Source organism: Pelomonas cellulosilytica, from assembly GCF_021353265.1.
Classification (GTDB): domain Bacteria; phylum Pseudomonadota; class Gammaproteobacteria; order Burkholderiales; family Burkholderiaceae_C; genus Pelomonas; species Pelomonas cellulosilytica.
Window position 1 is genome coordinate 295,492 of record NZ_JAJTWU010000002.1, and the last position, 14,120, is coordinate 309,611.

Annotated in this window: 15 protein-coding genes; 3 read left to right on the forward strand and 12 right to left on the reverse strand. The window is 67.0% G+C overall.

Annotated elements, in window-relative coordinates; all coding sequences use genetic code 11:
• Nucleotides 1-7: 7 nt before the first annotated feature.
• The 8 genes from LXT13_RS05330 to LXT13_RS05365 form a co-directional block, all read right to left on the reverse strand.
• On the reverse strand, nt 8-595 hold the full coding sequence (locus tag LXT13_RS05330; RefSeq protein WP_233370586.1) for a methylamine utilization protein: 588 nt from the start codon (nt 593-595) through the stop codon (nt 8-10).
• A 39-nt stretch (nt 596-634) separates the two neighbouring features.
• Nucleotides 635-1,705, reverse strand: a complete 1,071-nt coding sequence (holA, locus tag LXT13_RS05335; RefSeq protein WP_233370588.1) for a DNA polymerase III subunit delta — start codon at nt 1,703-1,705, stop codon at nt 635-637.
• Nucleotides 1,705-2,193 (reverse strand): LPS-assembly lipoprotein LptE, encoded by a 489-nt coding sequence (locus LXT13_RS05340; RefSeq protein WP_233370590.1) that lies wholly within the window; start codon nt 2,191-2,193, stop codon nt 1,705-1,707. The genes holA and LXT13_RS05340 overlap by 1 nt, the downstream gene beginning before the upstream one ends.
• 5 nt (nt 2,194-2,198) lie before the next feature.
• A complete protein-coding gene (gene leuS / locus LXT13_RS05345; RefSeq protein WP_233370592.1) occupies nt 2,199-4,829 on the reverse strand; it encodes a leucine--tRNA ligase in 2,631 nt (876 codons plus the stop codon).
• A gap of 40 nt (nt 4,830-4,869) precedes the next feature.
• The gene (locus LXT13_RS05350; protein ID WP_349254822.1) at nt 4,870-5,253 is read right to left on the reverse strand and encodes an ExbD/TolR family protein; all 384 of its coding nucleotides are present in this window, start codon (nt 5,251-5,253) and stop codon (nt 4,870-4,872) included.
• A 124-nt stretch (nt 5,254-5,377) separates the two neighbouring features.
• Nucleotides 5,378-6,022, reverse strand: a complete 645-nt coding sequence (locus LXT13_RS05355; RefSeq protein WP_419964646.1) for a MotA/TolQ/ExbB proton channel family protein — start codon at nt 6,020-6,022, stop codon at nt 5,378-5,380.
• Between the two features lie 39 nt (nt 6,023-6,061).
• A complete protein-coding gene (gene dapB, locus LXT13_RS05360) occupies nt 6,062-6,796 on the reverse strand; it encodes a 4-hydroxy-tetrahydrodipicolinate reductase (protein ID WP_233370595.1) in 735 nt (244 codons plus the stop codon).
• Nucleotides 6,796-7,365, reverse strand: coding sequence for an outer membrane protein assembly factor BamE (locus LXT13_RS05365; protein WP_233370597.1), 570 nt, complete (start codon nt 7,363-7,365; stop codon nt 6,796-6,798). Before LXT13_RS05365 ends, dapB begins: the two co-directional genes overlap by 1 nt.
• A gap of 106 nt (nt 7,366-7,471) precedes the next feature.
• On the opposite strand from LXT13_RS05365, the gene fur reads away from it, so the two are divergent.
• Complete coding sequence (fur, locus tag LXT13_RS05370) at nt 7,472-7,915, forward strand: ferric iron uptake transcriptional regulator (protein WP_233370598.1); 444 nt, start codon at nt 7,472-7,474, stop codon at nt 7,913-7,915.
• Between the two features lie 9 nt (nt 7,916-7,924).
• Here fur and LXT13_RS05375 read toward each other — a convergent pair whose 3' ends face one another.
• The 4 genes from LXT13_RS05375 to hpf form a co-directional block, all read right to left on the reverse strand.
• The gene (locus tag LXT13_RS05375; RefSeq protein ID WP_233370600.1) at nt 7,925-9,334 is read right to left on the reverse strand and encodes a nicotinate phosphoribosyltransferase; all 1,410 of its coding nucleotides are present in this window, start codon (nt 9,332-9,334) and stop codon (nt 7,925-7,927) included.
• Nucleotides 9,331-10,287: an HPr(Ser) kinase/phosphatase gene (hprK, locus tag LXT13_RS05380; protein WP_233370602.1), complete on the reverse strand. Its 957-nt coding sequence runs from the start codon at nt 10,285-10,287 to the stop codon at nt 9,331-9,333. The genes LXT13_RS05375 and hprK overlap by 4 nt, the downstream gene beginning before the upstream one ends.
• 34 nt (nt 10,288-10,321) lie before the next feature.
• Complete coding sequence (gene ptsN, locus LXT13_RS05385) at nt 10,322-10,792, reverse strand: PTS IIA-like nitrogen regulatory protein PtsN (protein WP_233370603.1); 471 nt, start codon at nt 10,790-10,792, stop codon at nt 10,322-10,324.
• Between the two features lie 250 nt (nt 10,793-11,042).
• Nucleotides 11,043-11,384 (reverse strand): ribosome hibernation-promoting factor, HPF/YfiA family, encoded by a 342-nt coding sequence (hpf, locus tag LXT13_RS05390; RefSeq protein WP_056200061.1) that lies wholly within the window; start codon nt 11,382-11,384, stop codon nt 11,043-11,045.
• Nucleotides 11,385-11,787: 403 nt separating this feature from the next.
• On the opposite strand from hpf, the gene corA reads away from it, so the two are divergent.
• Nucleotides 11,788-12,777 (forward strand): magnesium/cobalt transporter CorA, encoded by a 990-nt coding sequence (corA, locus tag LXT13_RS05395; protein ID WP_233370605.1) that lies wholly within the window; start codon nt 11,788-11,790, stop codon nt 12,775-12,777.
• A gap of 420 nt (nt 12,778-13,197) precedes the next feature.
• Nucleotides 13,198-14,058, forward strand: a complete 861-nt coding sequence (locus LXT13_RS05400; protein ID WP_233370606.1) for a ferritin family protein — start codon at nt 13,198-13,200, stop codon at nt 14,056-14,058.
• The last annotated feature ends 62 nt before the right edge of the window (nt 14,059-14,120 follow it).

Here is a 14,120-nt window from a genome sequence, read left to right on the forward strand (position 1 = left end):
ATTGCGGCTAGTCCGCGAGCGTCAGCACGACGCTGCCGCCGGCCGTGGGTACGTCCAGGCGCAGACTCTGCAGCGTGGACTGCTTCTGGCCGGCATGCCACGCCTTGGCGAGCTGCTCGCCGGGCGGCAGGTCGAACGTCGCCCGGCCGCTGGCGTCCGTGCGGGCGAAGACGGGGGTGTCGACGACGACGACATGGGCGCTCATGCGGTCATGGATGTTGCAGCCCAGCGTGGCGACGCCGGGCTTGTCGAAGACGATGGGCTCGGCCGGCGTGCCGGCATAGAGCTTGATATCGATGACCTTGATCGGCGAGATCGAGTAGACGTGATGCCGCACGGTGTCGAAGTTCGGGAAGCTGACCGCCGTCCCCGTCTGCACGATGAGCAGCTGCGGCGCGAACTGGCGGTCGCGCTGGCCCATCTCGGCCTTCGCGGTCGTTGTGCGGGCTGGTCGGCCCTTGACCTCCACCGCCACGGCCGCGTCGGCCAGCAGCTGGCCGTTCGGGCCGCGCAGCTCCACGGTGACGGGCACCGCGAAGGCCGCAATGGGCCCCAACGCTGCGGTCAGCGCAATGAAAAGGGAAGGGAAGGTCATGGCGGCACTGGCTCCGCCGCGACGATAGCCCAATCGGCCTCAGGCCACCGTCAGAACTGACCCGGTTTTGCCACTGGCCGCTTCGGCCAGCATCAGCGCCAGGCGGCGCAGCGCGGCCCATGGGTCGCTGGGCCAGTCTGGGTGGCGCAGACCCTTCACGAGCCCGTCGCACACCTGCGCGGCCTGCACCAGCGTGCCGGCCTGCGCACTGTCCAGCCGCGGCGCGATGCGCTCGATGAGCCGCTCCTTGGCGCCCCACACGCGTGCCTCGCGCATGGCCATCGGCAGCGGCCGACCGGCGTCCAGCGCGGCGCGCACGCGGGCTAGCGCCCGCGCGTCCTCGGCCAGGTTCCAGTGCACCAGTACGGCGGCCTCGCCCTCGGCCTCCAGACCGTCCAGCATGCGCAGGATGCGCGGCACGTGACCGGACAGCACCGCCTCGCTCAGCTTGAAGACGTCGAAGCGCGCCACGTCCAGCACGGCGGCCTCGATGTCCGCCAGCGTCAGCTCGCCACGGGGGTGAAGCAGTGCGAGCTTCTGCAGCTCCTGGTGTGCGGCGAGCAGGTTGCCCTCCACTCGGTCGGCAAAAAAGGCCAGCGCCTTCTGGCCGTCTTCGCCCTCGGGTACGGACTGGCCTTGCGCCTTCAGCCGCTGCGCCAGCCATGCCGGCAGCAGGCGGCGCTCGACGGGCTCGACACGGATGGACACGCCGTTGCCGTCCAGCGCGGTGAACCAGGCGCTGGACAGCTGAGTCTTGTCCAGCCGTGGCAGCGTGACGAGGGTCAGCACGTCGTCCGGCGCCTGTTCGGCATAGCGCTGCAAGGCCTCGGAGCCGTCCTTGCCGGGCTTGCCGCTCGGGATGCGGATCTCGATGAACTGGCGCTCGGAGAACAGGCTCATCGCCTGCGCGGCTGCCAGCACCGGCGCCCAGTCGAAGTGGGCGCCGCTGACGGTGAAGATCTGCCGCTCGCCGAAGCCCTGGGTGCGCGCCGCGGCGCGGATGGCGTCGGCGGCCTCCTGCGCGAGCAGCGGCTCGTCGCCGTGGACCGTGTAGAGGCGGGCCAGGCCCTTGGCGAGATGGGCCGGCAGGCCCTCGGCACGCAGCTGCATCAGCCCTGCAACCTGACAGCGGCTAGCCGGCGCATGACCTGCGCGATGGCGTCCGAGTGCATCGCGTTGTAGAGGTTGATGGCCTCCTGCTCCTTGGCCAGCGCGGCGGTTTCGGTGTAGTTCATGTCGCGCGCCAGGCGCAGCTCGACCTTGGGCACCAGCAACTCGCCGGAGGCTGTACGGATCAGGTAGTCGAAGCTCAGCCGCAACTGCCATTCACGCACCTGGCCCACGCTGGTGGATGCCACGACGCTGCGGTCCCGGTGCTCGTTGAGCACCTCCAGCACGACCTGCGCTCGGTTGGCGTCGTCGATCAACTGCACCGACGTGCGCTTGATTTGGCGCTTCAGGCCGGCGGCGAGCGGCGAGTCCGGCTCGAATCCTGTCAGCGCCAGCGTCTTGAACGACAGCTCGGGCTCGCGGCGCAGCTCAAAGCCGCAGCCGGCGAGGGCGGCAGTGCCGAGCAGCAGCAGATGGCGGCGCTGCATCGCGGTCACACCACCACGTTGACGAGGCGGCCGGGCACGATGACGACCTTCTTCGGCGCCTTGCCTTCGCTGAACTTCGCGAACTCGGGGTTGGCCAGTGCGGCCGCCTCGATGGCGGCCTTGTCGGCACCGGCCGGCACCTTGACCGAGCCTCGCAGCTTGCCGTTGACCTGCAGCATCAGCTCGATTTCGTCCTGCACCAGCGCGGCTTCGTCGACCGTGGGCCAGGGCGCGTCGAGCAGGTCGCCCAGCTCGGCGGCCAGCCCCAAGTCCTGCCACAGCTGGTGGGCGATGTGGGGCGTAGCGGGGTAGAGCACGCGCAGCAGCACCGAGAAGCCGTCGCGCACGGCGGCCGCCTGCCCCTCAGCCTTGAAGCCTTCCAGCGCGTTCAGCAGCTTCATCGCGCCGGAGACGACGGTGTTGTACTGCATGCGCTCGTAGTCGTAGCTGACCTGCTTCAGCACGTTGTGCACTTCGCGGCGCAGTGCCTTGCCATCGCCGTTCAGCGCGGCGAAGTCATTGCCACCGGTCTTGATCGCATCGGCATTGCGCACGCCGAAGTTCCACACGCGCCTCAGGAAGCGGTGCGCACCCTCGACGGCCGCGTCGTTCCACTCCAGCGTCTGCTCAGGCGGCGACGCAAACATGACGAACAGGCGAGCCGTGTCGGCGCCGTACTGGTCGATGAGCGCCTGCGGGTCCACGCCGTTGTTCTTCGACTTGGACATGGTCGTCATCTCGTACTCGAGACGCGTGCCGTCCTTCTTCAACGTGGCGCCGGCGATGCCGCCCTTGTCGTCGTGGATGACGTCGATCTCGTGATCCCAGTAGTAATCCTTGCCGCCGCCCTCGGGCTTGTGGAAGAACGCACCCTTGAGCACCATGCCCTGCGTCAGCAGCTTCTCGAACGGCTCGGACACCTCAACCAGCTTCAGGTCGCGCATGACCTTGGTCCAGAAACGCGCGTAGAGCAAGTGCAGGATGGCGTGCTCGATGCCGCCGATGTACTGGTTCATCGGCATCCAGTACTTGGTGCCGGCGCCGACCATCGCGTCGTTGTTGGTCGGGTCGCAGTAGCGCATGAAGTACCAGGACGAATCCACGAAGGTGTCCATCGTGTCCGTCTCGCGCTTGGCCGGCTTGCCGCACTTCGGGCAGCCCACGTTCAGGAAGGCGGCGTGCTTGTTCAGCGGGTTGCCGCTGCCGTCGGGGATCAGGTCCTCGGGCAGCACAACGGGCAGGTCCTTCTCGGGCACCGGCACGACGCCGCAGTCATCGCAGTGGATGATGGGGATGGGCGTGCCCCAGTAGCGCTGGCGGCTGACGCCCCAGTCCCGCAGGCGCCAGGTGGTCTTCTTCTCGCCCAGGCCCTGGGCGGCCAGCAGTTCGGCGACCTTGTTGACGGCGTCCACATGGCCCAGGCCGTCCAGCACGCCAGAGTTGACGCACACACCACGCGACTTGTCGCCATACCACTCGGCCCAGGTGTCGGTCGAGAAAGTCTCGCCTTCCACGCCGACGACCTGCTTGATCTCGATGCCGTACTTCTTCGCAAACGCGAAGTCGCGCTCGTCATGCGCCGGCACGCCCATGACGGCGCCGTCGCCATAGCTCATCAGCACATAGTTGCCGACCCACACCGGCACCTGCGCGCCGGTCAGCGGGTGCGTGACGAACAGGCCCGTGGGCACGCCCTTCTTGTCCTGCGTGGCCAACTCGGCCTCGGTCGTGCCGCCGGCCTTGCATTCGTCGATGAACGCCGCCACTTCCGGCTTGTCCTTGGCCGCGATGGTGGCGAGCGGATGCTCCGGCGCTACGGCGCAGAAGGTCACGCCCATGATGGTGTCGGCACGGGTCGTGAACACCCACAGCCGCCCGCCGCCGCCTTCGATGCTGTGCGGGAACGCGAAGCGCACGCCCTGGCTCTTGCCAATCCAGTTCTCCTGCATCAGCCGCACGCGCTCGGGCCAGCCGCTGAGGTAGTTCGGGTCTTCAGGATTGGCGACGGCCGACAGCAGCTCTTCGGCGTACTGCGTGATCTTCAGGTAGTAGCCGGGGATCTCGCGCTTCTCGACCAGCGCGCCCGAGCGCCAGCCGCGGCCGTCGATGACCTGCTCGTTTGCCAGCACGGTCTGGTCGATCGGGTCCCAGTTGACGACCTGCGTGCGGCGTTCGGCGATGCCGGCCTCCAGCATCTTCAGGAACAGCCACTGGTTCCACTTGTAGTAGCTGGGCTGGCAGGTCGCGACTTCGCGGCTCCAGTCGATGGCCAGGCCCATGGCCTGCATCTGGCCCTTCATGTAGGCGATGTTGGAGTACGTCCACTGCGCGGGCGGCACCTTGCCCTTCATCGCGGCGTTCTCTGCCGGCAGGCCGAAGGCGTCCCAGCCCATGGGCATGAGGACGTTGTAGCCCTTCATGCGCAGCTGGCGGGCCAGCATGTCGTTGATCGTGTAGTTGCGCACATGCCCCATGTGCAGCTTGCCCGAGGGGTAGGGCAGCATGGAGCAGGCGTAGAAGTGCGGCTTGGAGGCGTCTTCCGTGACGCGGTAGGCGTCGCGCTCCGCCCAGTAGGCACGGGCGGCGGCTTCGATCTCGTTGGGCTTGTAGCTGGGCGCTTCGATGGGGGCGTTCATGCCCCGAATTCTAGGTGCCGCCTTCGGCGCGACCTTTCGCTCAGGGCGCCGAGGCAGCGGCCTGCGCGACGAAGGCAATGCGGTTCAGACCGCCAGCCTGCACCCAGCCGATCAGCTCCGCCACCTGGCCGTAGGGCACGGCGCGGTCGGCGCGCAGCTGAACCTCCATCTGCGCATTGGCGCGGCCCAGTTCGGCGATGCGCTGCTGGAAGGCCTTGGGGTCCAGCTCCTCGTTGCCGAGGTGCAGCTTGCCGTCGGGCGTGATGGCGACGGCGATCGACGTCGGCGCGTCGCTGGGCGTGGCGGCATCGCTCTTGGGCAGATCCAGGCGCAGCGACGCGGTCATCAGCGGTGCGGTGATCATGAAGATGACCAGCAGCACCAGCATGACGTCGATCAGTGGCGTCATGTTGATGTCGCTCATCGGACGAGCGGCATCTGGGCGTTCGAGCCGACCGAAACTCATGTTCGCTTCTCGCCCGGCGGGTACGCCAGGCTGTCCCCCGCGGGGGCGCGCGCCGGTTTGGGAGCGGCCCGGCGCTCGGCGCTCATTCGTTGTCCAGGAGTTCGCGCAGGTCGTGCGCGAAGCCTTCCAAGTCCGCCTCGCAGGCGGCGACCAGCTTGCCGAATACGTTGTAGGCCAGCACGGCTGGGATGGCCACTGCGAGGCCCGCGGCCGTCATGATCAGCGCCTCGCCGACCGGGCCGGAGATCTTCTCGATCGTGATGTTGCCGGCCGCCGAGATGCTGACGAGCGCGTGGTAGATGCCCCAGACGGTGCCGAACAGGCCCACGAAGGGCGCCGTCGCGCCGACCGAGGCGAGCAGCACCTGGCCGAACTGCAGCCTGGCGAGCACCGCGTGCAACGCGTCGCGCAGCCGGCGTGTCAGGCGGGATTCGCGCTTGCCGGCGGCATCCAGCGTCGCGGCACGCGTCTCGGCCCTGGCGGCATCAAGCAGCGGCAGCAGCAGTTGCTCAGTGTCGAAGCTCTGCAGTGCGCTGCGCCCCTCATCCAGGCCTGCTGCGGACCAGAAGGCGGGCACGGCGCGCACCAGCCCGCGGCGGGCACGGCGCAGCAGCCAGGTCTTCCAGAGGATCAGCGCCCAGCCGCTGACGGACATGGCCAGCAGCAGTAGCGCCACCGCCCGGCCGACGAGGTCGCTCTGCGCCCAGAAGTCCGCAAAGCCACCCACTTCAGCCCCTTGTCCGGCCCCGGGCGGGCAGGCGCTCCGTCATTTGGCAAAACCCAGCACGTCGTTCATGCCGAACAGGCCGGTCGACCGGCCCGCCAGGAAGCGCGCCGCGCGCAGGCTGCCCTGGGCATAGATGCTGCGATTGCTGGCCTTGTGGCTGATCTCGATGCGCTCGCCAATGCCGGCGAACATGACGGTGTGGTCGCCGATGATGTCGCCGCCGCGCACGGTGGCGAAGCCGATGGTCGACGGGTCGCGCTGGCCGGTGACGCCCTCGCGGCCGTAGACGGCGCAAGCCTTCAGGTCGCGTCCCAGCGCGTCGGCGACGACCTGGCCCATCTGCAGCGCGGTGCCGGAGGGGGCATCGACCTTCATGCGGTGGTGGGCCTCGACGATCTCAATGTCGAAGCCTTCGTTCATCGCGCGGGCCGCCAGGTCGAGCAGCTTGAGCACGACGTTGACACCCACGCTCATGTTCGGTGCGAAGACGATGGCGGTGCGCTCGGCATGCCTGGCGATCTCGGCCTTCTGCGCCTCGTCGAAACCGGTGGTTCCGACGACGGCCTTGACGCCCAGCTCCGCGCAGATGGCCAGGTGGCTCAGCGTCGCCTCCGGGCGGGTGAAGTCGATCATCACGTCGGCTCCGGCGAGCCCTGCGCGCACGTCATCGCCCTTGTCCAGCGCGACGTGCAGTGCGCAGTCGTCAGAGGTCCGGACGGCCTCGATGAGCATCTTGCCCATGCGCCCGCTGGCGCCCATCACCGCAACCTTCATCACGAGCCGGCCCCAAGCTTGGCGTCCAGCGGCGGGTAGGTGCGGCCTGGCGCGGGGCCTTCGGCGGCCGCGGTGGGTGCTGCCTCGTCGCTCTTCTTGGGCGGCGGCAGCGCGGCGCGCTCGGCCTCACTCAGTTCCAGCTTGGGCTTCTTGCTGCCCGGCTTGAAGGTGTTGACGGAGGCGACGAAGTCGTTCTCGGTCGGCAGGTCGTCCGGCACCTCCAGCGACTGCAGACGCTCGCCGTCGAAGCGGGCGACGACCAGTCGCTGCTGGGCCGGCGCGCCCTGGCGGCGGATCGTGAAGACGTAATCCCAGCGCGCCTCGTGGAAGACGTCGGTCAGCAGCGGCGAGCCCAGCAGGTCTCGCACCTGGGCCTTGGGCATGCCGGGCTTGACGCGGGCCACCATTTCCTTGGTCAGCACGTTGCCCTGCACGACCTCCACGCGGTAGGGCGTGACCAGGCCCAGCACCTTGTCGCCGGTGACGGAGGGCAGCGAATCCCAGGTGGGGAGGTAGGAGCAACCGCCTAGCAGCGCAAGCAGCGGAAATGAGGCAAGCAAGGGACGCATGAGGCGGCTGGGCGGCTGACGAATGGGGCTGGAGAAACCAGCGGTAAGACCGGCTGGCTATGATCTGAAGATTCTAGCGGGGCCCTTCCAGGCCACCGTCCTCGCCATGCCCAGCACTCCCGTCAAGAACCAGTCCAGCGACATCAAGAACAGCGGCCTCAAGGCCACGCTGCCGCGCATCAAGATCCTGGAGATCTTCCAGCGTGCGGCCCAGCGCCACATGACCGCCGAAGATGTTTACAAGGCTTTGCTCGGCGAAGGCGCCGACATCGGGCTGGCGACCGTCTACCGCGTGTTGCAGCAGTTCGAGCAGGCCGGCCTGCTGAGCCGCAACCATTTCGAGACCGGCAAGGCCGTCTACGAACTCAACGAGGGCCATCACCACGACCACCTCGTCTGCCTGAATTGCGGCAAGGTCGAGGAGTTCTACGACGCCGGCATCGAGGAGCGCCAGCACGCGATCACGCGGGAGCGTGGCTTCCAGCTGCAGGAGCACTCGCTGGCGTTGTACGCCACCTGCATCAAGGTCGACTGCCCCAACAAGGGCTGAGAGGCCGGCTCAGCCGCCCGTCACGCGGGCGCGGATGGCGGCGAAGCTGTCGTCCACCAGCAGTCTTCCGTCCTCGAAGACGGTCCGCATCACCTCGGTCGCGCCCTGGCTGCGTGCTTCCAGGTAGCCTGGAGCGTCCAGCCGCACCGTCGCGAACACGTCGCCGCGCCGCATCAGCGTCAGCCGCCCGGCCTTGCTGCGCTTGGCGGGATCGGTGACGGGGGCCTTGAAAACGTCGCGCCAGCGGCCGTCCACCTGCACGGCCGAGGCCTTCATGGCGAAGCCCATCGTGTCGCGGTTGACCTGCTGCAGCAGCGCGCCGCCCTGGCCGAAGGCCACGTTGTCGGCCGAGTAGCCGGCCGACTCCAGCGCGGCCAGGATGCTGCCGATGCTGGCGTGCGTGATGCCGTCGCCCTGGATGACGCGCACATGCCGCAGCACCTTGCAGCCCTTGACGTTCACGTCGCTACCGAAGCTGGCATCCAGCGCCTGCACAGTGCGCAGCACGATGTTGGTCGGGTCGCCGCTGTCGGGACGGATGACGACGGTCGCGCCGCTCGCGATGACCTCGTCTCGCAGCGCGCCGCCCCACAGCCGGCTGACGGCGGCGTCCAGGTCGTACGAGTCCGACACCACCGCCAGCAGCGCGCCGGGCTTGCCGAACTGGCGCAGCATGTTGCGGTAGGCGGCCAGCTCGCCATCACGGCCCCAGGCGGTGATGGTGCTGTGTTCGGCCGCTGGGATGGAGAAGCCCGCCATCGGCTCGCCGTAATAGAGCCGCGCGCCGAGCAACGCGGTCATCGTGTCGGTTCCCTGGAAGTTCACGAGATGCGCCATGCCGCCCAGCATGGCCGACTCCATCGACGACACACCACGGGCGCCGAAGTCGTGCAGCTTGAAAGGCAGGCCGGCCGGGTCACCGGTGCGGGCCAGCGCGTCGCCGATAAGGCGGCGGGTCGCCAGGCCCTGCGAGGCCACGGTCGTCGGGTACCAGACGCGCAGAAGCGCGGTCTCGACATAACTCGTCAGCCACCCGGAGGCCGGGTCGGTGTTCTCGACGGTGACGAGCGCATGGTTGACCGGCGCGACCGTGCCTTCCGGTACCGCCCGGATGCGCAGCGGCAGCCGGCCGCCGTGAGCCTGCACGATGTGCAGCCAGCCGTCGCGGTTGAACGGCACGCCGTGGGCGGCGCAGACCTCGCCGGCCAGCGCCAGGTCGTCGAGGGTCACCGGCCTGGTGAAGTACTCCTTCAGCAGCGCCTGAAGGCCGAAGAAGACCGTGTGCGACAGCGCGCCGCCACGGGCTTCGATGTAGCTGAAGACGTGGCGGGTGCCGGGCGGGTATTGCAGCCAGTGGCTGGTCTTGTAGCTGTCCGTGTTGAGGACGAGCAGCCGCGCGATGTCGCTGAAGGAGTTCAATCGATGGAGCCGCTGTCGATGGCCCGCTGGTGGCGCTCGACAAACTCCTTGTAGGTGTCGATGCCGCGTAGCTGGAGGATGGTGTTGCGCACGGCGGCTTCCACCAGCACGGCGAGGTTGCGGCCCGCGTCCACCGCGATGACGACCTTGCGCACTTGCATGCCCAGCACGTCTTCATGCAGCGGCTCGTAAGGCAGGCGCTCGAAGTCGCGCTCCATCGTCTCCTTGCGCACCAGGTGGACGATCAGCTTTAGGCGCATCTTGCGGCGTACGGCCGTCTCGCCAAAGATGGCCTTGATGTCCAGCAGGCCGATACCGCGCACTTCCAGCAGGTTCAGCAGCAGTTCGGGGCAGCGGCCCTCGATGGCGGTCTGCGCGATGCGGAAGAAGTCCACCGCGTCATCCGCAACAAGACCGTGGCCGCGCGAGATGAGTTCCAGGCCGAGTTCGCTCTTGCCCAGGCCCGATTCGCCGGTCAGCAGCACCCCGAGGCCCAGGATGTCCATGAACACGCCATGGCGCGTCGTGCGGTTGGCGAACAGCTGGGACAGGTAGCCGCGCACCAGGTCGATGACGTGGCCGGCGGACTCCACCGTGCGGAATAGCGGGATCTCCGCCCGGTCGCACATGGCGATGAGGCGCGGTGGCGGCGTCGAGTCGTCGGCCACGATGATGACCGGCGGCTCCAGCGTGACGATGCGGGATATGCGGCGGTCCTGGACGTCGATGCCTTCCTGGTTCAGGTAGGCGACCTCGCGTCGGCCGACGATCTGGACGCGGTAGGGGTGGATGTAGTTCAGGTAGCCGACAAGGTCGGCCGCACTTTGCGCATCGCGCACGGCGGCTTCGTCGAAGCGACGTTCCGGATGGCCGTGGCCGGCGATCCACTCCCAACGGAGGGCTTCACGGTGCTCTTCGAAGAGCCGCTCGGCACTGATGGATGTCGGTTTCAAGTCGGGGGTTTACGCGAAGCGCCGATCTGGGGCGTCAGGCGACGGACTTCAGCGGCTCCCAGGCCGCGATGAGCTTGTAGAGCGTCGCAGCCTCGCCCTCCGTCTTGAGCTGCTCGCGAAGTTCTCGGTCCGACAGCATCTCGGCTATCTCGGATAGGATTTCGAGGTGACGCTGCGTGGCGGCCTCAGGGACGAGCAGAAAGATCAGCAGGCTGACCGGTTCGTCGTCCGGCGCGTCGAACGCGATCGGCTGCTGCAGTCGCAGCACGGCGGCCAGCGGGTTCTTCAAGCCCTTGACGCGGCCATGCGGAATGGCGACACCGTGGCCCAGTCCTGTCGAGCCGAGGCGCTCGCGGGCGAACAGGTTGTCAGTGACCAGCGCCCGCGCCATCTGGTGGTGGTTCTCGAACAGCAGGCCTGCGTGTTCGAAGGCGCGTTTCTTGCTGGACGCATCCACGGACACCAACACGTTGTCGGCGGGCAGGATGGCGGCGAGACGGTTCATGGATGAGGGCTCAGCGTTGGGGGCGCTTGGTGAGCGCGGCCGCTGCCGGGCGGTTGGGTCAATCAGAGGGCGGATTATGAAACTCGCGGCCGCTTTGGGGGGATCGCGCGATCCTGCAGGCGTGCAAAACCGCTGTGAGGTCCCCCGAATGCGGGTTTTTGCGGCACTGCAGCAACAGCCGTTTTGGTCGCGTTGCGCATCGCAAAAAGACAAAGCGGCCCCGCGGGGCCGCCTCAGATGAGCCACCCGTTCAGCGGGCGGGAACCTCCAGGCGCTTGGCCGAGGCGTGGTGATGGTCCTGGACCTTGTCCTTGTGGCGGCAGACCTGGCGATCGAGCTTGTCCATCAGCTGGTCGATGGCCGCGTAGAGGTCTTCATGGGACTGTTCCACGAAGATGTCGCGGCCCTTCACGTGCAAGGTCACTTCGGCGCGTTGTCGGCGTTCCTTTTCCTTTTGCTTTTCCACGGTCAGCAGGACGTTGATGTCAACGACCTGGTCGAAGTGGCGGGTCACACGATCCAGCTTGGTGAGCACGTACTCACGCAAGGCCGGCGTGACTTCGAGGTGATGGCCACTGATCGTCAGATTCATAGAGCCTCCTTTCAGAGGAAATGGACGGAAAAAACAGAACCGGAAAACGAGGGAAGCAGGGGGAGGAGGAGGGGTCTTTCGGGTAGCGGAGTTGGGTGGGAGTGACGGAATCGACGAGTCCAGTTTGCGCGCGAAGCCGCGGCATGACAAGGGGATGACGGTGAGCTTTTGTCTTGGCTCAGGTCTCGTTTTTGCGCCTTCTTTCACGCCTTGCGCCGGTGCAATAATCTTCGGCTATTCCCTGCTCGGAGAGCTTCTTGGACAGCGATCACCCTCGGTGACCGTCCACTCCCGCCGCGGCCCGCACAGCCGCGCCCGCCCGGAGTGAGACGGTTGCACTCAATCCCCTCACCCCGGACGACGCCAGCGTCGTTCCCTTCGCCAGCGCTGCTGGAGACGATGCATGCTGAATGTGTTCAAGCTGGACAACGGACGCCTGAAGGGCGGGTTGTTCCAGGAAGAAATCGAGAGCGCCGAGGACCTGGCGCAGTCGCGGCCGATCTGGGTCGACCTGGAGAACCCCAGTGCCGAGGAGAAGGGCTGGATCCGTGACCGCTTCGGCCTGACGATCCCCGAGGACATCGTCGATGACGACCTCGAGGAGTCCGCGCGCTTCTACGAAGAGGACAACGGCGAGCTGCACATCCGTTCCGACTTCCTGATCGAGGGTGACGACACGCCCGACGGCCGGCCGGCGCGCAACGTGCGGGTGGCCTTTATCCTGTTCAACAACGTGCTGTTCTCCGTGCACGACGAGGATTTGCCGGTGTTCCGCCTGCTGCGCCTGCGGGCGCGCCGCATCCCGGCGTTGATTGAGGACGCCAAGGACGTGCTGCTCAAGCTCTACGACGCCGATGCCGAGTACTCGGCCGACGTGCTGGAGGGTATCTACGACAAGCTCGAAGCAGTCAGCGCCCGCGTGCTGAAGAGTGATGTGACCGACGCCGAGGCCGGCGAGGTGCTGTCGGCGATCGCCCGCGAGGAAGACTTGAACGGCCGCATCCGCCGCAACGTCATGGACACGCGCCGCGCGGTCAGCTTCATGATGCGCAGCCGCATGCTGAACGCCGAGCAGTTCGAGGAGTCGCGGCAGATCCTGCGCGACATCGACTCGCTCGACTCGCATACGGCCTTCCTGTTCGACAAGATCAACTTCCTGATGGACGCCACCGTCGGCTTCATCAACATCAATCAGAACAAGATCATCAAGATCTTCTCGGTGGCCAGCGTCGCGCTGTTGCCGCCGACGCTGATCGCCTCCATCTACGGCATGAACTTCAAGAACATGCCCGAGCTGGACCAGGCCTGGGGCTACCCGTTCGCGTTGGGCCTGATGCTGGTGTCCGTGGCGGCACCCTTCATTTACTTCCGCCGCAAGGGCTGGTTGAAGTAATCCGACCGCGCGCGAATAGAGAGGCCCGTGTCGCGATGACACGGGCCAGGCTGTAAAAGCGGTCGATGAACGCCCCGAAGCCAACGAGGGAGGGAGGAGGGAGGAGGAGAACGGCTTGCGGGGGATGCTGCGCCGACGGGCGAGGTTCAGCGACCGGAAGGCGGGCTCTGGGGGCGTGAAGGCGCCCACAGCTCGGGTTTTCACCATGTGTATCGCGCCGTGGCGCAGGCGGGGGCACCGTTACGCAGGGCTGTACCTGCTTTGGGTGACGATTGTTGATCCGCCTTGCGGCACCCTGCGGGCGAACCTGTTACGCACTATGAAGTTGCAAACAGTCACGGTGTGCGTAATGCGGAGCCCAGGTAGTGCACCAGCACATGACATCAACTTTTAGAATCGCGCCTCTAACGAGGACCGACCATGCTTTACCCTGAACTGTTCAAGCAACTCGAAGCCGTGCGCTGGAACATGGACAGCGACATTCCCTGGGACAAGTTCGACGCCAGCCTGCTGTCGGACGAACAGGCCCAGACGATCAAGATGAACGCCATCACCGAGTGGGCAGCGCTGCCGGCCACCGAGATGTTCCTGCGCGACAACCGCGAGGACAGCGACTTCTCGGCCTTCATGAGCGTATGGTTCTTCGAGGAACAGAAACATAGCCTCGTGCTGATGGAATACCTGCGGCGCTTCCGCCCCGACCTCGTGCCGACCGAGGCCGAACTGCACGAGATCCGTTTCGACTTCGACCCCGCGCCGGCGCTCGAGACGCTGATGCTGCATTTCTGCGGTGAGATCCGGTTGAACCACTGGTACCGCCGTGCCAGCGAGTGGCACACCGAACCCGTCATCAAGGCCATCTACGAGACGCTGGCCAAGGACGAGGCCCGCCATGGCGGCGCCTACCTGCGCTACATGAAGCGCGCGCTCGCCAAGTTCGGCGACGAGGCCCGTGCGGCCTTCGCCAAGGTCGGTGTGCTGATGGCCAGCGCCCGCCGCACGGCCCAGGCGCTGCATCCCACCAACCTGCACGTGAACGAGAAGCTGTTCCCGCGCGACACCATCCAAAGCCGCCTGCCCAATCCGGAGTGGCTGGAGCACTGGCTGAGCCAGCAGATCCAGTTCGACGCCGTCTGGGAAACCCGCGTTGTCGAGCGCATCCTGCACAACATGAGCCTGCTGATGGACCGCAGCTTCGCGACCGTGCAGGAGCTCAACCGATTCCGCAAGGAAATGGCGGCGCGCCTGACGCCGCCGGCCGCCGGCCTGGCACCCGCCTGAGCGTCGCATCGCACGCAACGACAAGAGGCCCCGCGGGGCCTCTTGTCGTTGGCGCTGTCCGT

Bases quoted from the DNA above. Each gene is read 5' to 3' on its own strand.
- dapB (WP_233370595.1), bottom strand. From the start codon at position 6,796: ATGAAGGTTGCGGTGATGGGCGCCAGCGGGCGCATGGGCAAGATGCTC.
- leuS (WP_233370592.1), bottom strand. From the start codon at position 4,829: ATGAACGCCCCCATCGAAGCGCCCAGCTACAAGCCCAACGAGATCGAA.
- LXT13_RS05365 (WP_233370597.1), bottom strand. From the start codon at position 7,365: ATGCGTCCCTTGCTTGCCTCATTTCCGCTGCTTGCGCTGCTAGGCGGT.
- holA (WP_233370588.1), bottom strand. From the start codon at position 1,705: ATGCAGCTGCGTGCCGAGGGCCTGCCGGCCCATCTCGCCAAGGGCCTG.
- ptsN (WP_233370603.1), bottom strand. From the start codon at position 10,792: ATGAACCGTCTCGCCGCCATCCTGCCCGCCGACAACGTGTTGGTGTCC.
- LXT13_RS05350 (WP_349254822.1), bottom strand. From the start codon at position 5,253: ATGAGCGACATCAACATGACGCCACTGATCGACGTCATGCTGGTGCTG.
- LXT13_RS05330 (WP_233370586.1), bottom strand. From the start codon at position 595: ATGACCTTCCCTTCCCTTTTCATTGCGCTGACCGCAGCGTTGGGGCCC.
- corA (WP_233370605.1), top strand. From the start codon at position 11,788: ATGCTGAATGTGTTCAAGCTGGACAACGGACGCCTGAAGGGCGGGTTG.
- LXT13_RS05340 (WP_233370590.1), bottom strand. From the start codon at position 2,193: ATGCAGCGCCGCCATCTGCTGCTGCTCGGCACTGCCGCCCTCGCCGGC.
- LXT13_RS05400 (WP_233370606.1), top strand. From the start codon at position 13,198: ATGCTTTACCCTGAACTGTTCAAGCAACTCGAAGCCGTGCGCTGGAAC.
- hpf (WP_056200061.1), bottom strand. From the start codon at position 11,384: ATGAATCTGACGATCAGTGGCCATCACCTCGAAGTCACGCCGGCCTTG.
- fur (WP_233370598.1), top strand. From the start codon at position 7,472: ATGCCCAGCACTCCCGTCAAGAACCAGTCCAGCGACATCAAGAACAGC.